The sequence below is a fragment of the Serratia sp. EC4 genome, from assembly GCF_059652115.1.
The window spans coordinates 398,668-421,033 of the sequence record NZ_JBNIDE010000002.1 but is presented as its reverse complement, the minus strand read 5'-3'; the positions used below and the strand labels follow the sequence as shown (position 1 = coordinate 421,033).

Here is a 22,366-nt window from a genome sequence, read left to right as displayed (position 1 = left end):
TCCGGGAAACTTATGTCACATACACATGCACTCCATCTCGTGAAAAAACGAGATGCGATATTCCTTTGGGTTTTGCTTGGCTGGCTGGCGTTCGCCCTGCTGCCGAGCTGGAGCCTGGATTACGGCCTGCTGGAGTCCACCGGCGATGAAATCCTCGCGGCCTACGGCTGGTCACACCGCAATATCAGCTGGCTTTGGTGCCTGTTGCCGAGCCTGCTGCTGCTTCGCCCCTACGCCGCGGCGGGCGGTGAACGGCGGCGGCGGCACGCGTTCGACGCCGGCTGGGCGCTGCTGTGCATGGCCTTTATCGTCGTCAGCGCCACGTTGGCGGGACGCGGCTTAGGCTACGCCACCCTGGTGCAATTGACCGCGCTGGGCGCCATCATGACGCTGGCGCTGACCCGCCTCGAATGGCTGGGCGGCGACCGTTTCGTTATCGGCGCGCTGGTCACCATCGTGGCGCTGATCGGCGTCTTCATCGTCTGGCCGAGCATCGCGATTTTCATTCCGATGTTTACCGACCAGACGGGCGCGTTCGCGCCGCTGGCCTTTATGAACGTGCTGTCGCAGGCGCATATCGTTCAGGTGATCCTCAACTCCATCGCCCTATCGATCGCGGTGGGCGCCGGCTGCACCTTCTTCGGCCTGGTGCTGGCGATTTACACCACCCGCATCGCCAAACGCAGCGCCATTATCGGCCGCATCTTCTCCATCCTGCCCATCGTCACGCCGCCGTTCGTCGTCGGCCTGGGCGTCACGCTGATGATGGGGCGCTCCGGCTACGTCACCGAGTGGATGGTGACCTGGTTCGGCCTGACCAACACCAACTGGCTGTATGGTTTTACCGGCATCTGGCTGGCGCAGGTGCTGGCGTTCACGCCGATGGCGTTCATGATCCTCGACGGCGCGATCAAGACCATTCATCCTTCGCTGGAAGAGGCCTCCTACACCCTGCGCGCCAGCCGTTGGCAAACCTTTAACGGCGTGTTCGTGCCGCTGCTGAAACCGGCGCTGGCCAACGCGTTTCTGATCGTGGTGGTGCAATCGCTGGCCGACTTCAGCAACCCGCTGGTGCTCGGCGGCAACTTCGACGTGCTGGCGACGCAAATCTATTTCTACATCACCGGCTCGCAGCTCGACTATCAGGCCGCCAGCACCCTCGGCGCCTTCCTGCTGCTGTTCTCGCTGCTGGTGTTCTGCATCCAGTACCTGTGGATCGGCAAGCGTTCCTACGTCACCGTGTCCGGCAAATCCTACCGCGGCGATGTGCAGCCGCTGCCGGTCACGCTGGTGTGGAGCGTGATCGCGTTGCTGGCGGTGTGGATAGCCTTTAACGCCTTGCTCTACGGCAGCATTTTCTACGGCAGCTTCACCGTCAACTGGGGGGTGGATTACACGCTGACGCTGGATAACTTCATCAAGCTGTTCGGCCAGGGCATGAGCGACGGCGCGTGGCCTTCGCTGCTCGACACGCTGCTGTACGCCGGGATCGCCGCGCCGATCACCGCCGCGTTCGGTCTGCTGATCGCCTGGATCGTGGTGCGCCAGCAGTTCAAGGGCAAAAAGACCATCGAGTTCACCACCATGCTGTGCTTTGCGGTGCCGGGCACCGTGGCGGGCGTCTCTTACATTCTCGCCTTCAACAGCGCGCCGGTGTACCTCACCGGGACGGCCGCCATCGTGATTATCTCGATGGTGATGCGCAACGTGCCGGTGGGCATTCGCGCCGGGATCGCCGGGCTGGGCCAGATAGACAAATCGCTGGACGAAGCCTCGCTCAGCCTGCGCGCCGGCTCGCTGCGCACCATCACGCACATTCTGCTGCCGCTGCTGCGCCCGGCGATCCTGTCGGCGCTGATCTACAGCTTCGTGCGCGCCATCACCACCGTCAGCGCCATCGTCTTCCTGGTCACCCCCGATACCCGCGTGGCCACCGCCTACATCCTCAACCGCGTGGAAGACGGCGAATACGGCGTGGCGATCGCCTACGGTTCAATTCTGATCGTGGTGATGCTGGCGATTATTTTCCTCTTTGACTGGCTGATCGGTGAGGCACGCATCTCCCGTTCAAAAGCCAAAAACCAGGCGTAATGGAGCCCATGATGAGCCAGAAAAATTTCGTTGAACTGCGTAATGTCTCCAAACGGTTCGGCAGCAACACGGTAATCGATAACATCACGCTCACCATCCCACGGGGGCAAATGGTGACACTGCTCGGCCCTTCCGGCTGCGGCAAGACCACCATTTTGCGCTTGGTCGCCGGGCTGGAGAAACCGAGCGACGGGCAGATATTCATTGATGGTGAAGACGTCACCCATCGTTCCATCCAGCAGCGTGATATCTGCATGGTATTCCAGTCTTATGCCCTGTTCCCGCACATGTCGCTGGGGGAGAACGTCGGCTATGGCCTGAAGATGCTCGGCATTCCGCGCGCCGAAGTGAAAGCGCGCGTGCAGGAAGCGCTGGCGATGGTGGATCTGGCGGGGTTCGACGATCGCTATGTCGATCAGATCTCCGGCGGCCAACAGCAGCGCGTGGCGCTGGCGCGCGCGCTGATCCTCAAGCCTAAAGTGCTGCTGTTCGACGAGCCGTTGAGCAATCTCGACGCCAACCTGCGCCGCAGCATGCGCGAAAAGATCCGCGAGCTGCAAAAGCAGTTTGATATCACGTCGCTGTACGTCACCCACGATCAGAGCGAGGCCTTTGCGGTCTCAGACACCGTGCTGGTGATGAACAAAGGGCATATCATGCAGATGGGTTCGCCGCAGGATCTCTATCGGCAGCCCGCTTCGCGCTTTATGGCGAGCTTTATGGGGGACGCCAACCTGTTCCCGGCCAGTTTCAGCGCGGAACATGTCGATATCAGCGGCTATCGCCTGCCGCGCCCCGCGCACTTTGCCGCCCAGGGCGCCGGCACGGTGGGCGTGCGCCCGGAGGCGATCACGCTGAGCGAGCATGGCGATGAAAGCCAGCGCTGCGTGATCGAACATGTCGCCTACATGGGGCCGCAGTATGAGGTGACGGTGGCATGGCACGGACAGCAGATTTTGCTGCAGGTTAACGCCACCCGCCTGCAGCCGAACGTCGGCGAGCAGTATTATCTGGAAATTCATCCCTACGGCATGTTTATGCTGGCGGATGCGGCATAATAAGCATCACTCTTAAGCGTTAGAATAACGGCCATCCCGAACGGGATGGCCGAAAATAATCGCCAAAAACACCGTATTTATCTATTTTTACAATTCCACCCAAGTCCTTGTTCAGCCGAGAAATAAATATAACCACACCCGCCAGAAAATAACCACCCAGACCCCTCAGGGTGATATTTTTATTTAAATGGGGTAAGCTTGATTCCGCAATCGAAATTATTTAACGGCCAACTCAAGGAGAAATTCATGAGCAACAATGCAAACGCACAGGCGCAGCTGGATAATTTACGCAACGTCGCTTCCCAGCTGAAGGAAATGCGCCACTATGCGCAGGCGAATACCGAGACGCTCTCCGCACACTGGCTGGCCTTCGATCAGGGGGAATGTAAAAATAAGGCATTCGCCGAAGCCATTAACGACCTGTTGAATAAACAGAGCGCCTGTCTGGAAGGACTGGAAAAAACCATTCAGGATATCGAGATAGAATTGAACCGTCTCGACAAAGCCGCCTGATAATACCATTTTAAATAAACCCGCCGCGCGCGGGTTTATTTTTAGCTGCGGCAGATGACGCGCGCAATATCCCCAGACGTCGTCAGCGCGCGTATTTCGCTGAACAGTTCGGTGGCTTCGTCATATTCTTTACGCAAATAACCCAGCCACTGTTTGATGCGTGCCACGTGATACAGACCGGTGTCGCCCTGCTTTTCCAGATGGACATATTTTTGCAGCAGCTCAACCACCTGCGGCCAGGGCATGCGCGGCTCGTTATACTTCACCACCCGGCTCAGGTTCGGCACGTTGAGCGCGCCGCGCCCCAGCATGACGGCGTCGCAGCCGGTCGCCTGCAGGCAATCCTGCGCGCTCTGGTGATCCCAGATCTCGCCGTTGGCGATCACCGGGATGCTCAGCCGCTGACGGATCTCGCCGATCGCCGCCCAATTGATGCGATCCGCCTTGTAGCCGTCCTCTTTGGTGCGGCCATGCACCGTCAGCTCGCTGGCGCCGGCCTGCTGCACCGCATCGGCGATTTCAAAGCTGCGGCTGGAGGAATCCCAGCCCAGACGCACCTTCACCGTGACCGGCAGATGGGCCGGCACCGCCGCGCGCATCGCTTTGGCGCCCTGGTAGATCAGTTCCGGATCTTTGAGCAGCGTCGCCCCGCCGCCGCTGCCGTTCACCAGCTTGGACGGGCAGCCGCAGTTGAGATCGACGCCGTAAGAGCCCAGTTCCACCGCACGCGCGGCGTTTTCCGCCAGCCATTGCGGGTACTGCCCCAGCAGCTGTACCCGCACCAGCGTGCCCGATGGCGTGCGGCTGGCGTGACGCAGCTCCGGGCACAGCCGGTAGAACGACTTGGCCGGCAGCAGCTGATCGACCACGCGCAAAAATTCGGTGATGCACAGATCGTAGTCGTTCACTTCGGTGAGCAACTCACGCACCAAAGAGTCGAGAACGCCCTCCATCGGAGCCAATAATACGCGCATGACCAATCCCAGCTAAAAAAAGACCCGCAATGATACGGGTGAATGCCCGCGCCAGACAAGCCTCAGCGGGCATTAAAAATGCCGTCAGCCCAGCCGGCGGATCGGTTGGCCGGCGAGGAACGCCGCAATGTCCTCGACCGCCTCGGTGAAGTAAGCGCGGTAGTTGTCGTCCGCCACATAACCCACATGCGGCGTCGCCAGCACGTTGGGCAGTTGGCGAAACACATCGTCGGCCGGCAGCGGCTCCGTCTCGAACACGTCCAGCCCGGCGCCGGCGATCTTCCGCTGTTGCAGGATGTCCACCAACGCCGCCCGATCGACGATCCCCGCGCGCGAGGTGTTGATCAGGTAAGCGGTGGGCTTCATCGCCGCCAATTCATCACGCCCCACCAACCCGCGGCTGCGGTCGCTCAGCACCAGGTGAATGGAGACAAAATCGCTCTGCTCAAACAGCGCCCGTTTGGATGACGCCAGCTCAGCGCCCTCCTGCGCCGCCCGTTCCGCCGTCAGGTTTTGGCTCCAGGCCAGCACCCGCATGCCGAACGCCTGCGCCACCTTGGCCATTTGGCCGCCGATCTTGCCCAATCCCAGCAGCCCCAGCGTCTTGCCCTGCAGGGTGACGCCGAGATCCCGTTGCCACGGACCGTTGTTTTGCAGCCCGACGCTTTCCGGTACGATATGCTTCGCCAGCCCGAGCAGCAGCGCCCAGGTCAACTCCATCGGCGCCGCCGACCCGCTGCGGGTGCCGCACACGACTACGCCACGCTCGGCGGCGGCGGCCAAATCGATAGCGGCGTTGCGCATGCCGGAGGTGATCAGCAGCTTCAGCTTCGGCAGCCGCGCCAGCAGCGAGGCGGTCATCGGCGTGCGCTCGCGCATGATGACCAAAATGTCGCACTCCTGCAGATGCACCGCCAGTTCCGCTTCATCGGTAAAGTGCGCGCTGATGGCGGACACCTCCACCCGATCGGCCAGCGCCGACCAGTCCGCCATCTTGAGCGCCACCTGCTGGTAATCATCGAGAATTGCGCACTTCAATTTCATCTCCGTCTCCTGGAATGTAGGGGTAGCCACCGTCCAGCCTAGTACGAAAATGGCGTTCCGCCAGGCAAAAAAAAGCCGCCCGTATCGGCGGCTTACTCTTTGAGCAATCAGGCTTATTCAGCCGGTTTGCGATTGCGCGGGCGGCGCGAAGACGGCGCGCCGGAACGGCGTTGACCGTCCCCCTGCGGGCGAGCGTTGCCGTTGCCACGGTTTTCACGCTGGCCGCCGTTCGCGTTACCGCTGCGCTGACCGCCGCCGTTACCGGAACGCTGGCCGCCGCCGTTGCCGCGCGGCGCACCGCGTCCGCCGCCCTGGCGGCCGTTGATGATCGGCTCGGCTTTGATGGTCGGATCCGGCTCGTAGCCCGGCAGCGCAATGCGCGGAATTTCACGCTTCAGCAGACGCTCGATGTCGCGCAGCAGCTTGTGTTCATCCACGCACACCAGCGAAATAGCTTCACCGGTGCGTTCCGCGCGGCCGGTACGGCCGATACGGTGCACATAGTCTTCCGGCACGTTAGGCAGCTCATAGTTCACCACGTGCGGCAGCTGGTCGATATCCAGACCGCGCGCCGCGATATCGGTCGCCACCAGCACGCGGATGCGGCCGTCTTTGAAATCGGCCAACGCACGGGTACGGGCGCCCTGGCTCTTGTTGCCGTGGATCGCCGCAGCGGTGATGCCGTCTTTGTTCAGCTGTTCCGCCAGGTGGTTGGCGCCGTGCTTGGTGCGGGTAAACACCAGCACCTGTTTCCAGTCGCCTTCGCCGATCATCTGCGACAGCAGTTCCCGCTTACGCTTCTTGTCGACGAAGTGCACGCTCTGTTCGATCTGCTCGGACGCGGTGTTGCGGCGCGCCACTTCCACCGAAGCCGGGTTGTGCAGCAGCTTGTTGGCCAGCGCCTTGATGTCGTCGGAGAAGGTCGCGGAGAACAGCAGGTTCTGGCGCTTGGCCGGCAGCTTGGCCAGCACGCGGCGGATGTCGTGGATAAAGCCCATGTCCAGCATGCGGTCCGCTTCGTCCAACACCAGAATTTCGATTTTGGACAGGTCAACCGCGTTCTGATGTTCCAGATCCAGCAGACGGCCCGGCGTCGCCACCAGGATATCGACGCCGCCGCGCAGCTTCATCATCTGCGGGTTGATGCTCACGCCGCCAAACACCACCAGCGAACGCAGGCGCAGGTGTTTGCTGTAGGCCTCGACGTTTTCGCCGATCTGCGCCGCCAGCTCACGGGTTGGCGTCAGGATCAGCGCGCGCACCGGGCGACGGCCTTTGACCGGATGGTCATGCTTGCTCAGCAGCTGCAACAGCGGCAGGGTAAAACCGGCGGTTTTACCGGTGCCGGTCTGGGCGCTGGCCATCAGGTCACGACCTTCCAGCACGACAGGGATAGCCTGACGCTGGATTGGCGTCGGTTCGCGATAGCCCTGTTCTTCAACAGCGCGCACAATTTCAGCACTTAAGCCGAGGGTTTCAAATGACATAAAGAGAAAAACTCCAGATCCCCCCTAACCTAACGGTGTTCGGTGCAGTTTCCTGGGAGGATGATCAGACGGGGCATTAAGCATGACCACGAGGGATTGGCACAAACTGCAGTGCACCAGGCGCCGATTGTAACAGAAGTCGCGCAATAAAAAGCACTTTTACGCACCTAGAGCACAATCTGCCGTAAATTCAGCATTGTCTGAAGCCGATCACATAACTCATTGTGGTTAGCGGTTGCGTTTTAGACAATCTGGCATAAAGTTAATCATATGATTGATTAACTTCGAGCGTGACCCATGCCAGCTTCCGTCCCTCATCAGGCCGCCGGCCGGGCGCGCGGCGAGCAAACGCGCAGGCAGCTGCTCGCCGCGGCGACCGAACTGTTCGGCGAATTCGGCCTGCAGGGCGCCACCACGCGCGATATCGCCCAGCGCGCCGGCCAGAACATCGCCGCCATTACCTACTACTTCAGCTCCAAAGAGGGGCTGTATCTGGCCGTGGCGCAGTCGCTCGCCGATTTCATCCAGCAGGCGTTCGCCCCGTTGGCCGAAGAGGTCGATCGCTTTGGGCAAGAAGCGCCCGAACAACGCTCACCCGACGCGGCGCTACGCTTGCTGCAGCGTGGCCTGCTGGCCTTCAGCGAGCTGATGACCCAGCCGCACACGCTAAACCTGAGCAAAATCATGTCGCGCGAACAGCTCGCCCCGACCGAGGCCTACCCGCTGATCCACCGCCAGGTGATCGCGCCGATGCACGAGCGGCTGTGCCGCCTGCTGTCGGCCGCCACCGGCATCGACGAACGCGCCACCCGCCTGGTGTTGCATACCCATGCGCTGATCGGCGAGGTGCTGTCGTTCCGCGTGGCGCGAGAGACCATTCGCCGTCAGGCCGGCTGGCAAGAGATTGGCGAGGGCGAAGCGGCGCAAATCGCGGCGGTGCTGAGCGAGCATATCGAGATTTTAGTTATTGGGCTGCGCCAACGTCACGGCGCGTAAATTCAGGCAGGGAGTGTTATGAACAAAAAACGCAGTGCCTTGATCGTGTTGTTAATTCTGCTGATCGCGGCCGCCGCTTACGGGGTCTGGCATTACCAACAGCAGCAGGATAAGCCGCTGACGCTGTACGGCAACGTCGATATCCGCACGGTCAACCTCGGCTTTCGCGTCGACGGCCGCCTGGCGTCGCTGACGGTGGATGAAGGCGATGCCGTTCAGCCAGGCCAGCTGCTCGGCAAGCTGGACGACGCCCCCTACCGCAACGCGCTGCAGCAGGCCGAAGCCAACGTCGGCAGCGCGCGCGCCAAACTGTCGCTGCTGCAGGCCGGCTATCGCACCGAAGAGATAGCCCAGGTGCAGTCAGAAATGGCGCAGCGCCAGTCCGCCTTCACCTATGCCGACAGCTTCCTGAAACGCCAGCAGGGGCTGTGGGCGAAAAACGCCACCTCCGCCGACGCGCTGGAGGATGCGCGCACCGCCCGCAATCAGGCGCAGGCCAATCTGCAGGCGGCGAAGGACAAGCTGTCGCAATACCGCAGCGGCAATCGCCCGCAAGAAATTGAACAGGCCAAGGCCGACGTGGCGCAAAGCGAAGCGGCGTTGGCGCAGGCGCAGTTGAACCTGCAAGACGCCACGCTGATCTCCCCTTCCGCCGGCACGGTGCTGACCCGTGCGGTAGAGCCGGGCACCATGCTCGGCGCCGGCGGCACGGTGTTCACCCTGTCGCTGACCCGGCCGGTGTGGGTGCGCGCCTACGTCAACGAAACCAGCCTGAATCAGGCGGTGCCCGGCACCGAGTTGGAAATTTACACCGACGGCCGCCCCGGCAAGCCTTATCACGGCAAGATCGGTTTCGTCTCGCCGACCGCGGAATTCACGCCGAAAAGCGTTGAAACGCCGGATCTGCGCACCGATCTGGTGTATCGCCTGCGGGTGATCGTCACCGACGCCGACGACGCGCTGCGCCAGGGCATGCCGGTCACCCTGCGCTTCGCCAAACCCTGAGGCCGGCCATGGAACAGGCGCACACCATCGAGCTGGAAGGGCTGGAAAAACGCTTCCCGTCGCTTGAGAAACCGGCGGTCGCCAGCCTGACCACCACCCTGCGCAGCGGCGCGGTGATCGGGCTGGTCGGCCCGGACGGCGCCGGTAAAACCACCCTGCTGCGCATGCTGGCCGGGCTGCTGCAGCCCAGCAGCGGCAAACTGCGGGTCGCCGGGCTGGATCCGATCGCCCAGGATCGTCAACTGCACGCGATCCTCGGCTACATGCCGCAGAAGTTCGGGCTGTATGAGGATCTGACGGTGATGGAGAACCTGACGCTGTACGCCGATCTGCGCGGTGTCACCGGCGATCTTCGCCGCCAGACCTTCGAACGGCTGCTGAAATTCACCGATCTGACCCGCTTCACCGAGCGCCTGGCGGGCAAGCTGTCCGGCGGCATGAAGCAAAAACTGGGACTGGCCTGCACGCTGGTGGGCGCCCCCCAGGTGCTGCTGCTGGATGAACCGGGCGTCGGCGTCGATCCGATCTCGCGCCGCGAACTGTGGCGCATGGTGCACGAGCTGGCCAACGACGGCATGTTGATCCTGTGGAGCACCTCTTATCTCGACGAAGCCGAGCAGTGCCGCGAAGTGCTGCTGCTCAACGAGGGCGAGCTGCTGTTCAGCGGCGCGCCGCAGGATCTGACTCGCCGTATGGCCGGGCGCACGGTGTTGATCGCCGCGCCGCCGGGCAGCCATCGATCGTTGCTGCAGCGGGCGATCTGCCTGCCGGCGGTCACCGACGGCGTGATCCAGGGCAAGTACCTGCGCCTGATCCTGAAAGAAGGCGAAGATCACCGCCAGCTGCTGCAGGCGCTGGATCTGCCGGACGCCGAACTGAACGAAGCGGATCCGCGCTTCGAGGATGCGTTTATCGATCTGCTCGGCGGCGGCCCCAACCATCGCTCGGCGCTGGCGGAGATCATGCCGACCGTCAACGGCGAAAGTGGCGAAACGGTGATCGAAGCGGTGCAGTTGACCAAGAAATTCGGCGATTTCACCGCCACCGATCACGTCGATTTCCAGGTGCGGCGCGGCGAAATCTTCGGCCTGCTCGGCCCGAACGGCGCCGGCAAGTCCACCACCTTCAAAATGATGTGCGGCCTGCTGGTGCCGTCCGGCGGCAAGGCGCTGGTGCTGGGGATGGATCTGAAGACCAGTTCCGGCAAGGCGCGCCAACGCCTCGGCTACATGGCGCAAAAATTCTCGCTGTACGGCAACCTGACAGTGGCGCAGAACCTGAAATTCTTCTCCGGCGTCTACGGCCTGAGCGGCAAGGCGCAGCGCGACAAAATCGACGAGATGTCGCGCGCCTTCAACTTCGCGCCGATCCTCGATCAGACGCCGGACGCGTTGCCGCTCGGCTTCAAACAGCGCCTGGCGCTGGCCTGCGCGCTGATGCACGAACCGGATATTCTGTTCCTCGACGAACCGACTTCCGGCGTCGATCCGCTGACGCGGCGCGAGTTCTGGCTGCACATCAACGGCATGGTCGACAAGGGCGTGACGGTGATGGTGACCACCCACTTTATGGACGAGGCGGAATACTGCGACCGCATCGGCCTGGTGTATCGCGGCAAGATCATCGCCGCCGGCACGCCGGACGATCTCAAACAGCAGGTGGCGCGCGACGACAATCCCAGCCCTTCGATGGAGCAGGCGTTTATCGAGCTGGTGCAGGGCTACGACGAGGAGGAAACGCGGTGAGCGATAACCGAACCCCAATCGACGAGAGCGGCTTCTCCTGGCGCCGGCTGCGCGCGCTGTGCCTGAAGGAAACGCGGCAGATACTGCGCGATCCCAGCAGCGGCCTGATCGCCTTCGTCATCCCGCTGATGCTGCTTTTCATCTTTGGCTACGGCATAAACCTGGACTCCAGCAAGCTGCATCTGGGCATTCTGATGGAGCAACAGAGCGAAGACGCGCGCGATCTGGCCCACGCCTTCGCCGGTTCGCCCTATATCGAACCGACCATCAGCGACAACCGCCAACAGCTGATCCAGCAGATGCAGGCCGGCACGATCCGCGGCCTGGTGGTGATCCCGGTGGATTTCGACCAGCGCATGGCGCGCCCGCACGACAGCGCCCCTATCCAGGTGATCACCGACGGCAGCGAGCCGAACACCGCCAACTTCGTGCAGGGCTATGCCCAGGGCGTATGGCAAGTTTGGCAGCAGCAGCGCGCCGCCGATCGGGGGAACAACGACAAACCGCTGATTGACGTGCAGATGCGCTACTGGTTCAACCCGGCGGCCATCAGCCGGCACTACATCATTCCCGGCGCCATCACCATCATCATGACGGTGATCGGCGCCATTCTCACCTCGCTGGTGATCGCCCGCGAATGGGAGCGCGGCACCATGGAGGCTCTGCTGTCCACCCAGGTGACGCGCAGCGAGCTGCTGCTCTCCAAACTGATCCCTTATTACTTCCTCGGCATGATCGCCATGGCGCTGTGCATGGCGGTGGCGGTGTGGGTGCTCGGCGTGCCCTATCGCGGTTCGCTGCCGATCCTGCTGCTGATCAGCAGCCTGTTCCTCGCCAGCACCCTCGGCATGGGCCTGCTGATCTCCACCCTCACCCGCAACCAGTTCAACGCGGCGATGGTGGCGCTGAACGCCGCCTTTCTGCCGTCGATCATGCTGTCCGGCTTCATTTTCCAGATCGACAGCATGCCGGCCATCGTGCGCGCGGTGACCTACATCATTCCGGCGCGTTACTTCGTCAGCACGCTGCAAACGCTGTTCCTGGCGGGCAACGTCGGCACCGTGCTGGCGATCAATCTGCTGTTCCTGATCGCTTCCGCCGTGGTGTTCATCGGCCTGACGGCCTGGAAAACCCAGCGTCGGCTGGATTAAGGAGAAAGAGCGATGTTTCACCGTCTGTTGACGCTCATCATCAAGGAAATGCAGGCGCTGCTGCGCGATCCGCAAACCCGCGCCATCCTGATCATGCCGGTGATCCTGCAGGTGCTGCTGTTCCCGTTCGCCGCGACGCTGGAAGTCACCAACGCCACCATCGCGGTCTACAGCGAGGACAGCGGCCAGGCTTCGGTGGAGCTGACCCAACGCTTCGCCAAGGCTAAAGCTTTCTCCCATGTGCTGCTGCTGCGCAACCCGCAGGAGATAAAGACCACCATTGATAACCAACGGGCGCTGCTGCTGATCCGCTTCCCGGCGCAGTTCTCGCGCGATATCGCCGCCGGCAATACCGCGCCGCTGCAGCTGCTGCTCGACGGGCGCAACTCCAACAGCGCGCAGATCGCCGCCAACTACGTGCAGCAGATCGTGCAGGAATATCAGAACGAGCTGCTCGGCAACCGCGCCAAACCCAACAACAGCGAACTGGTAGTGCGCAACTGGTATAACCCGAATCTGGACTACAAATGGTTCGTGGTGCCGTCGCTGATCGCCATGATCACCACCATCGGCGTACTGATCGTCACCTCGCTGTCGGTGGCGCGCGAACGCGAACAGGGCACGCTGGAACAGCTGCTGGTCTCGCCGCTCACCACCTGGCAAATCTTTATCGGCAAGGCGGTGCCGGCGCTGATCGTCGCCAGCTTCCAGTCCAGCATCGTGCTGTTGATCGGCATCTTCCTGTACCAGATCCCGTTCGCCGGATCGCTGCTGCTGTTCTATGCCACCATGCTGATCTACGGGCTGTCGCTGGTCGGTTTCGGCCTGCTGATCTCGTCGCTGTGCGCCACTCAGCAGCAGGCGTTTATCGGCGTGTTCGTGTTCATGATGCCGGCGATCCTGCTCTCAGGTTACGTCTCGCCGGTGGAGAATATGCCGGTGTGGCTGCAGGATCTGACCTGGGTGAACCCGATACGCCACTTCACCGACATCACCAAGCAGATCTACCTGAAAGACGCCAGCTTCAGCATCATCTGGCGCAGCCTGTGGCCGCTGCTGGTGATCACCGCCACCACCGGCAGCGCCGCCTACGCGCTGTTTCGCCGCAAAATCGCATAAAAAAAGCTCTGCATATCACATGCAGAGCTTTTTGATCGCCAGATACTCTAAGGCTTGAAAGACGACGGATTTAGCGGCGGTTGCCGAAGATGCGCAGCAACATCAGGAACAGGTTGATGAAGTCGAGATACAGCGTCAGCGCGCCGACGATGGCGTACTTGCGGAAGCCGTCTTTATCATCGGCGTTCAGCTGCTCGCCCATCGCCTTGAGTTTTTGCGTGTCGTACGCGGTCAGACCGACGAACACCACCACCCCAATGTAGGTAATCGCCCACATCAGCGCGGTGCTTTTCAGCCAGATGTTCACCAGCGAAGCCAGCACGATGCCGATCAGCGCCATGAACAGCATGCTGCCGAAGCCGCTCAGATCGCGCTTGGTGGTGTAGCCGTACAGGCTCATCGCGCCGAACATGCCGGCGGTGACCACGAAGGTGCTGGCGATCGAGCTGTAGGTATAAGCGATGAAGATGCTCGACAGCGTCAGCCCGGTCAGCGCCGAGTACAGCATGAACAGCGAGGTGGCCACCGCGCCGCTCAGGCGGTTGACCATGCCGGAAATCACGAACACCAGCGCCAACTGGGCGATGATCAGACCGAAGAAGGTGATCTGGCTGGAGAAGATGAAGTTGAGGATCGCGGGCGTATTGGCCGCATACCAGGAAACGAACGCCGTCAGCAGCAGACCGCAGGTCATCCAGCCGTAAACCTGCGCCATGTAGGCCTGAATGCCGCTGTTGGCACGTTCGACGATTGAACCATTAGAGCGTGGATATCGGTCCATGACGGTTACCTTTTGCGTTGTAAACAAGATTCCGAAGCCCCGCGAACGGGGCTTCGCCTGCTATAAGCGTACCACAGAATAGGCCGCGCGAAAGCGGCAAAGGTCTTGATTTGTTTCCGCTGTTGAGGCGTTATTTAGCCGCGTCGTGCCAGCGCTGCGCGGCCTGACGATCGCTGTCGCGAGCGTCCACCCAACGATCGCCCTGGCCGGTCGCTTCGCGCTTCCAGAACGGCGCGCGGGTCTTCAGGTAGTCCATGATGAACTCGCTGGCGGCGAACGCCATGCCGCGGTGCGCGCCGGTCACGCCGACGAACACGATCTCGTCGCCGGGATACAGAGCGCCGATGCGGTGGATCACCGTCACGCGCTGCAGCGGCCAACGGCTGCGCGCCTCGGCCACGATCTCCGCCAGCGCCTTCTCGGTCATGCCGGGATAGTGTTCCAGCGTCAGCGCGCTGACGTCGTCCCCGAGGTTATGGTTGCGCACCTTGCCGGTGAAGGTCACCACCGCGCCGTCGGCGTCGCACTGCGCCAGCCACTGGTACTCGTCGCCGACGTTGAACGGCGCTTCGCCCACGCGAATGCGGGTGTTTTCCATGCTTACCCCCCGGTAACCGGCGGGAAGAAGGCCACTTCATCGCCGGCGCGCAGCGGGTGATCCGCCGTCACCAGCGACTGATTGACCGCCGCCAACAGCTTGCCGGACTCCAGCGCCAGCGCCCAGCGATCGCCGCGCGCGCACAACGCCTGGCGCAGCGCCTCGACGGTCGGGTAATCCGCCGGCATCGACAGCGCGCCGGTACCCACCAGTTCGCGCACCTGCGCGAAGAAAAGAATATCGATCATGCGTTCACCTTAAAATCGCCGGATTTGCCGCCGCTTTTCGCCAGCAGGCGCACCGGGCCGATCACCATATCTTTCTGTACCGCTTTGCACATGTCATAGATGGTCAATGCCGCCACCGAGGCGGCGGTCAGCGCCTCCATCTCGACGCCGGTTTTGCCGGTCAGCCGGCAGCAGGTTTCGATGCGCACCCGGCTGTGCTCCGTTTGCGCCTCCAGCTGCACTTCGACTTTGCTCAACATCAGCGGGTGGCATAGCGGGATCAGTTCCCAGGTGCGTTTGGCCGCCTGAATGCCGGCGATGCGCGCCGTGGCGAACACGTCGCCCTTATGATGGCTGCCGTCGACGATCATCGCCAGCGTGGCGGGCAGCATGTCGACGAAGGCTTCGGCGCGCGCCTCGCGCACCGTTTCGGCCTTGGCGGAAACGTCGACCATATGGGCTTCGCCGGCGGCGTTAATGTGGGTTAGCTGTGTCATGAATCAGGGCTTCTTCAAATGGGGCTGGAAGTTGCACGGGCGATGGCGCGCGTCCAACTGCTCTTCGATAATCCGCTCCCAGGCGGTGCGGCAGGCGCGGGTGGAGCCCGGCATGGCGAAAATCACCGTGCGGTTGGCCAGGCCGGCCAGCGCGCGCGACTGGATCGTCGCGGTGCCGATCTCTTCGTACGACACCATGCGGAACAGTTCGCCGAACCCTTCCACCTCTCTGTCGAACAGCGGCAACAGCGCTTCCGGCGTGTTGTCGCGCGCGGTAAAACCGGTGCCGCCGGTGATCAGCACCGCCTGCACGTTGTCATCGGCGATCCACGCGGAAACCCGCGCGCGGATCTGGTAAATGTCATCTTTGACGATGGCGCGATCCACCACCTGATGGCCGGCTTCCTGCGCCGCGTCCTGCAGATATTGGCCGGAGGTGTCTTCCGCCGCGCCGCGGCTGTCGGACACGGTCAGGATGGCGATATGCGCCGGAATAAACTCGCTGCTCGCATGGCTCATGGTTCAATAAGCTCCTATTGGCTGTCAGCCGCCGATAAACGACAGGTTCTGGGTGATCCCGCTGTTGCCCTGATGCAGGAAATGGGTCTGCTTCTTGCTCAGCAGCCCGCTCTGAATGCGCGCCTTCAGCGCGTCGAGCTGGCCGTCGTCCGCCAACAGATCGCGCAGGGGCACCCCCTGCTCGCCGAACAGGCACAGATGCAGATTGCCGATGGAAGAAACGCGCAGCCGGTTGCAGCTGGCGCAGAAGTCTTTTTCATACGGCATGATAAGACCCACCTCACCCTGGTAGTCCGGGTGGCTGAACACCTGAGCCGGGCCGTCGCTGCGGCCGCGCGCCTGGCGCTGCCAGCCTTGCTGTTCCAGCTGCCGGCGAATCACTTCGCCGGAAACGTGGTGTTTGCGAAACAGCTCGCCGCCCTCGCCGGTTTCCATCAGTTCGATAAAGCGCAGCTGGATCGGCCGATCCTTGATCCAGGCGAGAAACGCGCCGAGTTGCTGGTGATTGACGTCGCGCATCAGCACGGCGTTGACCTTGACCTTGCTGAAACCGGCGCTGAAGGCGGCGTCGATGCCGTCCATCACCTGGCGGAACTTGTCCTGGCCGGTGATGGCGTGAAACTGGCGGGGATCCAGGCTGTCGATGCTGACGTTGATCGCCGTCAGGCCGGCGTCACGCCAGGCGGCGACATCGCGCGCCAGACGGTAGCCGTTGGTGGTGACCGCCAGGGTACGGATGGCCGGGTTTTCCCGCACGGCGGCGATGATCTCGGTAAAATCACGGCGCAGCGAAGGTTCGCCGCCGGTCAGGCGCACCTTTTCGGTGCCCAGTTCGGCGAACGCGCGGCTGACGCGGCGGATTTCATCCAGCGACAGGAAGCTTTTCGGGCTGCCGCTCGGCTTGTAGCCGTCGGGCAGACAATAGGTGCAACGAAAGTTGCACACGTCGGTGATCGACAAGCGCAGGTAATAGAACTTGCGCTCATAAGCATCAATGAGTTGCGGTACCATAACACCTTTCCAAAGTCGGGAGATGCGAGCGTTTCCCCTCTGCACCCTGGTGGCTGACTTCGCCACGGCCCAGGCGCCATATCGTTCCGGATGAACAACGTAGGCGCAGGGGCTAGGAGTTTGATTTCTCTTCCCGCTACCTTGAGTAGCCGGAATGAAACCGTGGTTTTCAGCAGAATTCTAGCGCTAATCGGCAACGATAGCCAACGCGTTAATTCGCTATATAATTGTCTATACAGCGTTTTTAGACGCCGTCTATTCGGGTAAACCATGATAAACATCGCTTGCGTGGACGAATTGACCAGAATCACGCAAATGACACTCTTTATCGCGTTTTTATGCCGGATCCGCTACCTTATGCGGGCAGTTCAGCCCCTTTGTAAGGAAATTTATGCGTAATCGTACCCTGGCCGATCTCGACCGCGTGGTGGCGTTGGGCGGCGGGCACGGCCTGGGCCGTGTGATGTCGGCCCTGTCGTCCTTAGGCTCCCGCCTGACCGGCATCGTCACCACCACCGACAACGGCGGTTCCACCGGCCGCATCCGCCGTTCGGAAGGCGGCATTGCCTGGGGCGATACCCGCAACTGTCTCAACCAGCTGATCACCGAACCGAGCGTCGCCTCGGCGATGTTCGAATACCGTTTCAGCGGCAACGGTGAGCTGGCCGGCCATAACCTGGGCAACCTGATGCTGAAAGCGCTGGATCACCTGAGCGTGCGCCCGCTGGAAGCGATCAATCTGGTGCGCAGCTTGCTGAAGGTGGATGCGGCGCTGATCCCGATGTCGGAGCAGCCGGTGGATTTGATGGCGCACGATCACGAAGGCAATCACGTTTACGGTGAAGTGAATGTCGATCAACTGGCCCACATGCCGCAGGAGCTGATGCTGTCGCCCCCGGTCAACGCCACGCGCGAAGCGCTGGACGCCATCGCGCAAGCCGACGTGATTCTGATCGGGCCGGGCAGCTTTCTCACCAGCCTGATGCCGCTGCTGCTGCTGGACGATCTCACCCAGGCGCTGCGCCGCAGCAGCGCCAGCATGATCTATATCGGCAACCTCGGCCGCGAGCTGAGCGTGGCCGCCGCGGCGCTGTCGTTAAAGGATAAGCTGACGCTGATGGAAGAGAAGATCGGCCGCCGGATGATCGATGCGCTGATCGTCGGCCCGGCGGTGGACGCCAGTGAAGTGCAGGATCGGGTGGTGATTCAACAGCCGCTGGAAGCGAGCGACATCCCCTACCGCCACGATCGCCAACTGCTGCGCCAGGCGCTGGATCACGCGCTGGTGGAGCTGGCCGCCCGCCGCTGACCGAATTTAACCGTCTCGCCCGCGCAGCCAGGGATTATCGCTGGCCGGGGCGGGATGGCTGACCATATCGATATACAGATCTTCCACCTCTTTGCGCGCCCAGGGCGTGCGACGCAAAAACTTCAGGCTGGACTTGATGCTCGGATCGCTGCGGAAGCAGTTGATGCGAATGCGCGCGCCCAGTTCGGACCAACCGTAGTGATCCACCAGTTTATTCAGCAGTTGCTCCAGCGTCACGCCGTGCAGCGGGTCTTTAGACTGGTGTTGGCTCATGTTCGGTACTCTTCGTGGTCAAATCGGGCCGCACACCATAACAGCTTTGGCGCGGCCGACAAGGAATTTTGACGCCCACGGCGCGGGCGCCGTCCAACGGTCAGGAAATCGCGATGAACTGCTCGCGCAGCTGGTGGATCTCGTCGCGCAGCGCAGCCGCCTGCTCGAACTCCAGGTTTTGCGCGTGGGTGTACATCTGCGCTTCCAGATCGCGGATTTTCTGATCCAGCGCTTTCGGCGTGAGGTTCTGGAGCTGAGCGCCGCCGTCCACTGCCTTGCTCCTGCCTTTACCCTTGGCGCGGTTGACCGGCTGACCGATCTGCAGAATGTCGCCGATCTTCTTGTTCAGCCCCTGCGGCACGATGCCGTTGGCTTCGTTATAGGCCTGCTGCTTGGCGCGGCGCCGCTCGGTTTCACCGATCGCCTTGGCCATCGAATCGGTGATGCGATCGCCATACAGGATCGCCTTGCCGTTCAGGTTACGCGCCGCGCGGCCGATGGTCTGGATCAGCGAACGTTCGGAACGCAGGAAGCCTTCCTTGTCGGCGTCCAGAATCGCCACCAGCGACACCTCAGGCATGTCGAGCCCCTCACGCAACAGGTTGATGCCCACCAGCACGTCGAACTCGCCCAGACGCAGGTCACGAATGATTTCGACCCGTTCCACGGTATCGATATCCGAGTGCAGGTAGCGCACGCGCTCGCCATGCTCTTCCAGGTATTCGGTCAGGTCTTCCGCCATGCGTTTGGTCAGGGTGGTCACCAGCACGCGCTCGTTGATCGCCGCGCGCTTGCGGATCTCGGAGAGCAGATCGTCCACCTGGGTGGCGACCGGCCGCACTTCCACGATCGGATCCAGCAACCCGGTCGGCCGCACCACCTGATCGATCAGATCGCCGCCGGATTTCTCCAGCTCATATTTGCCCGGCGTGGCGGAAACATAGATGGTCTGCGGCGCCAACGCCTCGAACTCCTCGAAGCGCAAGGGGCGGTTGTCCAGCGCCGACGGCAGACGAAAGCCGTACTCCACCAGCGTTTCCTTGCGCGCGCGGTCGCCCTTGAACATCGCGCCAATCTGCGGAATGGTCACGTGGGATTCGTCGACCACCAGCAGGCCGTCCGCCGGCAGGTAGTCGAACAGCGTCGGCGGCGGCTCGCCCTCGGCGCGCCCGGAAAGGTAGCGCGAGTAGTTTTCGATGCCCGAGCAGTAGCCCAGTTCGTTCATCATCTCCAGATCGAACTGGGTGCGCTGCGTCAGGCGCTGCTCTTCCAGCAGCTTGTTGTTGGCCAGCAGCACCTTGCGGCGGTCCGCCAGATCGACCTTGATCTCTTCCATCGCCTGCATGATCCGCTCGCGCGGCGTCACGTAGTGCGATTTCGGGTAGATGGTAAAACGCGGCACCACCTGTTCAATCTGGCCGGTCAGCGGATCGAACAGCGACAACCGCTCCACTTCTTCGTCGAACAGCTCGACGCGCAACGCCAGCTCGTCCGATTCCGCCGGGAAGATATCGATCACCTCGCCGCGCACGCGGAAAGTGGCGCGCTGGAAAGCCTGATCGTTGCGGGAATACTGCAGCTCCGCCAGGCGGCGCAAAATGGAGCGCTGATCGATGATCATCCCCTGGGTCAGATGCAGCATCATCTTCAGGTAAAGATCCGGATCGCCCAGGCCGTAGATCGCCGACACCGACGCCACCACCACCACGTCGCGCCGCTCCAGCAGCGCCTTGGTGGCGGAAAGACGCATCTGCTCGATGTGCTCGTTCACCGAAGCGTCTTTTTCAATGAAGGTGTCGGAGCTGGGCACGTAGGCTTCCGGCTGGTAGTAGTCGTAGTAGGAGACGAAGTACTCCACCGCATTCTCCGGGAAAAACGCTTTCATCTCGCCGTACAGCTGCGCCGCCAGCGTCTTGTTCGGCGCCAGCACCATGGTCGGCCGATTCAGATCGGCTATCACGTTGGCGATGGTGAACGTCTTGCCCGAACCGGTGACCCCCAGCAGCGTCTGGTGCGCCAGGCCGTCTTCCAGCCCCTCTTCCAGCTTGCGGATGGCTTCCGGCTGATCGCCGGCCGGTTTGAACTCGGAATGCAGTTTGAAAAGTTTACTCATTGCTCGGCTACCCTGTGGAGATGCGCGCGCTCAGGCGGCCAGCCGGCTCTGCGCCGGACATGGCCCCTAATTATGGAAAGTGTCGGCGATTTGCGCCAGTGCCCATGATACTGGATATAAAACCAGCTTCAAGCGGATTCGTCGCCGCGCCCGGCACTGCGGCAATGCCGTTGCACCGTGACGTTACAGCGGGGTGACATTTTTATTGTCAATAACAGATTTATCCCCAGAACTTGCCGCGAATTAACTTATTGATAGCACCGCGTCGAAAAATCATACATAGAGACCTGATCAATACCCCTGCGTCTTGATTTTAATTAATCTATTGATATATAAGATATTTAATAAAAAGACGAGAATGCGGGCAAAGCGAACAGAACCCGCGTCCGCTCTCGCTTTGCAGCGTTTTTCTAAATCTAATACACAAGGTTATCCACAGGAATAGTGGATAACTCTCACCGCCCCGCCCGGGGCGGGAGTTACAGAAAGAAAGCTTTTCGCCCTTTACACTCGCCAAAATGGCTTTTTTAGTTATTTTTTCATAAAAATATCGCTTTGTTTATGCCGATTAATACTAAAAATCCCCATTGCCAAAATCGCATCGGCCCCTTTCTCGCGGATCGCGCTTGACGGCGGCGCAATGCCTTGCACCATGCCCTCCCCGAAGAGCACCACAAGAGTGCAAAAAACGTCCGGGTTAACTTCCCCGCGTATTTTCAGGCTGTCACGGCAGCGCGCGTCAGGCCTGACCAGCGGTTAACAAGGCGATAACAATCCCCGTTTTCACCCGGCGGTAAAACTGGCCTGAGAGTTGCTTTATCTTCCTGCGTATAAATGCGGTGCGGCAGCGTGATGCGCTGCCAGCCGCAGCGTGTACCCCTCGCGGTGCTATCGCCTGTAAAAGCGCAAGAACGACACCAAGTCGTCACAAGCGTCGTTTTTAACGACATATTGACTGTCATTCCGTCCACCGCAGACCTTGCTCTGGCTCATTGGACGGACGGCATCTTGTTCCAGACATTGCCACACTCGGGAAATTCGCCGCGCATGCGGCCTTTGCTGTCCCCCGCCAACGAGTGAAACGAGCGTCTATGAGGAGAATGCCAAATGCTGAGCCTGAGATCGGTCAATCAATTCTACGGTCAAAACCACACCCTGTGGGACATCAACCTGGAGCTGCCGCGCGGCCAGTGCACCGTGCTGCTCGGGCGCAACGGCGTGGGCAAGACCACGCTGGTCAACTGCATCATGGGGCATTTGCCGGTGGTGAGCGGCAGCATGACCTGGCAGCCGGCGGATCAGCCGCCGCAAAACCTGCTGCTGCAACCGATGGAGCGCCGCGCGGCACTGGGCATCAGCCACGTCCCGCAAGGGCGGCAACTCTTCTCGCAGCTGAGCGTGGAAGAGAATCTGCAGGTGGCGCAGATGGCCGTGCGCGGCGCCCCTCGCCGCATTCCGCCGCTGATCTACAGCCTGTTTCCCAATTTGCGCCAGATGCGTACCCGCCGCGCCGGCGATCTGTGCGAAGGCGCCCAGCGCCAGTTGGCGATCGGTCGTGCGCTGGCGCAGGAGCCGGCGCTGCTGATCCTCGACGAACCCACGGCGGGCGTGCCGCCCTCGATCGCCGCCGACATCGGCAACGTGATCCGCAGGCTCAACTATGAATTGGGCATGACCATTTTGCTGGTAGAACATCAGCTGCCGTTCGTGCGCCGGGTGGCGGACCGCTTTTGCCTGTTGGATAGCGGGCGCACCGTGGCGCACGGCGCGCTGGCGCAGCTGGATGAGGCGCTGATCGGCGCCGGGCTGGCGGGACAGGAAGGAAGATGAGGGGGACTCCCCCTCATGGGGCGTT

At 61.7% G+C, this 22,366-nt stretch carries 22 protein-coding genes and 1 riboswitch; of the genes, 10 read left to right on the top strand and 12 right to left on the bottom strand.

The annotated features are described in order from the left end of the window. The first annotated feature begins 12 nt into the window (after nt 1-12). From ACP39K_RS08680 to ACP39K_RS08670, 3 genes are all read left to right on the top strand, one after another. Nucleotides 13-2,091, top strand: a complete 2,079-nt coding sequence (locus ACP39K_RS08680; RefSeq protein ID WP_089184346.1) for an ABC transporter permease — start codon at nt 13-15, stop codon at nt 2,089-2,091. Nucleotides 2,092-2,102: 11 nt separating this feature from the next. Further along, nucleotides 2,103-3,149, top strand: coding sequence for a ferric ABC transporter ATP-binding protein (gene fbpC / locus ACP39K_RS08675; RefSeq protein WP_033641035.1), 1,047 nt, complete (start codon nt 2,103-2,105; stop codon nt 3,147-3,149). Nucleotides 3,150-3,395: 246 nt separating this feature from the next. Continuing rightward, nucleotides 3,396-3,662 (top strand): hypothetical protein, encoded by a 267-nt coding sequence (locus ACP39K_RS08670; RefSeq protein WP_110611052.1) that lies wholly within the window; start codon nt 3,396-3,398, stop codon nt 3,660-3,662. A 41-nt stretch (nt 3,663-3,703) separates the two neighbouring features. Here ACP39K_RS08670 and dusC read toward each other — a convergent pair whose 3' ends face one another. The 3 genes from dusC to rhlE all read right to left on the bottom strand — a co-directional run bounded on the left by dusC (nt 3,704) and on the right by rhlE (nt 7,167). Continuing rightward, a complete protein-coding gene (dusC, locus tag ACP39K_RS08665) occupies nt 3,704-4,636 on the bottom strand; it encodes a tRNA dihydrouridine(16) synthase DusC (RefSeq protein ID WP_028127658.1) in 933 nt (310 codons plus the stop codon). An 84-nt stretch (nt 4,637-4,720) separates the two neighbouring features. Beyond that, nucleotides 4,721-5,680 (bottom strand): D-2-hydroxyacid dehydrogenase family protein, encoded by a 960-nt coding sequence (locus ACP39K_RS08660; protein ID WP_033641036.1) that lies wholly within the window; start codon nt 5,678-5,680, stop codon nt 4,721-4,723. A 113-nt stretch (nt 5,681-5,793) separates the two neighbouring features. Then, the gene (gene rhlE / locus ACP39K_RS08655) at nt 5,794-7,167 is read right to left on the bottom strand and encodes an ATP-dependent RNA helicase RhlE (protein ID WP_048797125.1); all 1,374 of its coding nucleotides are present in this window, start codon (nt 7,165-7,167) and stop codon (nt 5,794-5,796) included. Between the two features lie 297 nt (nt 7,168-7,464). On the opposite strand from rhlE, the gene ACP39K_RS08650 reads away from it, so the two are divergent. The 5 genes from ACP39K_RS08650 to ACP39K_RS08630 are packed head-to-tail and all read left to right on the top strand — an operon-like array spanning nt 7,465 to nt 13,183. Then, nucleotides 7,465-8,163: a CerR family C-terminal domain-containing protein gene (locus tag ACP39K_RS08650; RefSeq protein ID WP_033641038.1), complete on the top strand. Its 699-nt coding sequence runs from the start codon at nt 7,465-7,467 to the stop codon at nt 8,161-8,163. Between the two features lie 18 nt (nt 8,164-8,181). Continuing rightward, on the top strand, nt 8,182-9,168 hold the full coding sequence (gene hlyD, locus ACP39K_RS08645; protein WP_089184345.1) for a secretion protein HlyD: 987 nt from the start codon (nt 8,182-8,184) through the stop codon (nt 9,166-9,168). A gap of 8 nt (nt 9,169-9,176) precedes the next feature. Beyond that, nucleotides 9,177-10,913, top strand: coding sequence for an ATP-binding cassette domain-containing protein (locus ACP39K_RS08640; protein WP_497008425.1), 1,737 nt, complete (start codon nt 9,177-9,179; stop codon nt 10,911-10,913). Then, a complete protein-coding gene (locus ACP39K_RS08635; RefSeq protein ID WP_033641041.1) occupies nt 10,910-12,064 on the top strand; it encodes an ABC transporter permease in 1,155 nt (384 codons plus the stop codon). The genes ACP39K_RS08640 and ACP39K_RS08635 overlap by 4 nt, the downstream gene beginning before the upstream one ends. A gap of 12 nt (nt 12,065-12,076) precedes the next feature. Beyond that, complete coding sequence (locus ACP39K_RS08630) at nt 12,077-13,183, top strand: ABC transporter permease (protein ID WP_033641042.1); 1,107 nt, start codon at nt 12,077-12,079, stop codon at nt 13,181-13,183. A gap of 70 nt (nt 13,184-13,253) precedes the next feature. Here the strand turns inward: ACP39K_RS08630 and ACP39K_RS08625 are convergent, their stop codons facing one another. The 6 genes from ACP39K_RS08625 to moaA all read right to left on the bottom strand — a co-directional run bounded on the left by ACP39K_RS08625 (nt 13,254) and on the right by moaA (nt 16,816). Next, entirely contained in the window at nt 13,254-13,964 is a 711-nt protein-coding gene (locus ACP39K_RS08625; RefSeq protein WP_004939761.1) for a Bax inhibitor-1/YccA family protein, read from the bottom strand. Between the two features lie 130 nt (nt 13,965-14,094). Next, complete coding sequence (gene moaE, locus ACP39K_RS08620; protein WP_016928678.1) at nt 14,095-14,562, bottom strand: molybdopterin synthase catalytic subunit MoaE; 468 nt, start codon at nt 14,560-14,562, stop codon at nt 14,095-14,097. A gap of 2 nt (nt 14,563-14,564) precedes the next feature. Then, nucleotides 14,565-14,810: a molybdopterin synthase sulfur carrier subunit gene (gene moaD, locus ACP39K_RS08615; RefSeq protein ID WP_048794856.1), complete on the bottom strand. Its 246-nt coding sequence runs from the start codon at nt 14,808-14,810 to the stop codon at nt 14,565-14,567. After that, nucleotides 14,807-15,286: a cyclic pyranopterin monophosphate synthase MoaC gene (moaC, locus tag ACP39K_RS08610; RefSeq protein WP_025301929.1), complete on the bottom strand. Its 480-nt coding sequence runs from the start codon at nt 15,284-15,286 to the stop codon at nt 14,807-14,809. Before moaC ends, moaD begins: the two co-directional genes overlap by 4 nt. 3 nt (nt 15,287-15,289) lie before the next feature. Beyond that, nucleotides 15,290-15,805, bottom strand: a complete 516-nt coding sequence (gene moaB, locus ACP39K_RS08605; RefSeq protein WP_025301928.1) for a molybdenum cofactor biosynthesis protein B — start codon at nt 15,803-15,805, stop codon at nt 15,290-15,292. A 24-nt stretch (nt 15,806-15,829) separates the two neighbouring features. Further along, nucleotides 15,830-16,816, bottom strand: coding sequence for a GTP 3',8-cyclase MoaA (moaA, locus tag ACP39K_RS08600; RefSeq protein ID WP_033641045.1), 987 nt, complete (start codon nt 16,814-16,816; stop codon nt 15,830-15,832). Next, nucleotides 16,803-16,947, bottom strand: a riboswitch (molybdenum cofactor riboswitch). (Overlaps the previous gene by 14 nt.) Nucleotides 16,948-17,207: 260 nt before the next feature. Between moaA and ACP39K_RS08595 the strand changes: the two genes are divergently transcribed. Continuing rightward, entirely contained in the window at nt 17,208-18,125 is a 918-nt protein-coding gene (locus ACP39K_RS08595) for a gluconeogenesis factor YvcK family protein (protein ID WP_025301926.1), read from the top strand. 6 nt (nt 18,126-18,131) lie between these two features. On the opposite strand, the gene ACP39K_RS08590 is transcribed toward ACP39K_RS08595, so the two are convergent. The 3 genes from ACP39K_RS08590 to ACP39K_RS08580 form a co-directional block, all read right to left on the bottom strand. Next, entirely contained in the window at nt 18,132-18,398 is a 267-nt protein-coding gene (locus ACP39K_RS08590; protein ID WP_004939783.1) for a VF530 family protein, read from the bottom strand. Nucleotides 18,399-18,498: 100 nt separating this feature from the next. Then, on the bottom strand, nt 18,499-20,511 hold the full coding sequence (uvrB, locus tag ACP39K_RS08585) for an excinuclease ABC subunit UvrB (protein ID WP_016928683.1): 2,013 nt from the start codon (nt 20,509-20,511) through the stop codon (nt 18,499-18,501). 531 nt (nt 20,512-21,042) lie between these two features. Continuing rightward, nucleotides 21,043-21,165 carry a hypothetical protein gene (locus tag ACP39K_RS08580; RefSeq protein ID WP_254925154.1) on the bottom strand — a complete coding sequence of 41 codons (123 nt, stop codon included), beginning with the start codon at nt 21,163-21,165 and terminating at the stop codon, nt 21,043-21,045. A 453-nt stretch (nt 21,166-21,618) separates the two neighbouring features. Between ACP39K_RS08580 and ACP39K_RS08575 the strand changes: the two genes are divergently transcribed. Beyond that, on the top strand, nt 21,619-22,341 hold the full coding sequence (locus ACP39K_RS08575; protein WP_016928685.1) for an ATP-binding cassette domain-containing protein: 723 nt from the start codon (nt 21,619-21,621) through the stop codon (nt 22,339-22,341). Nucleotides 22,342-22,366: the final 25 nt, after the last annotated feature.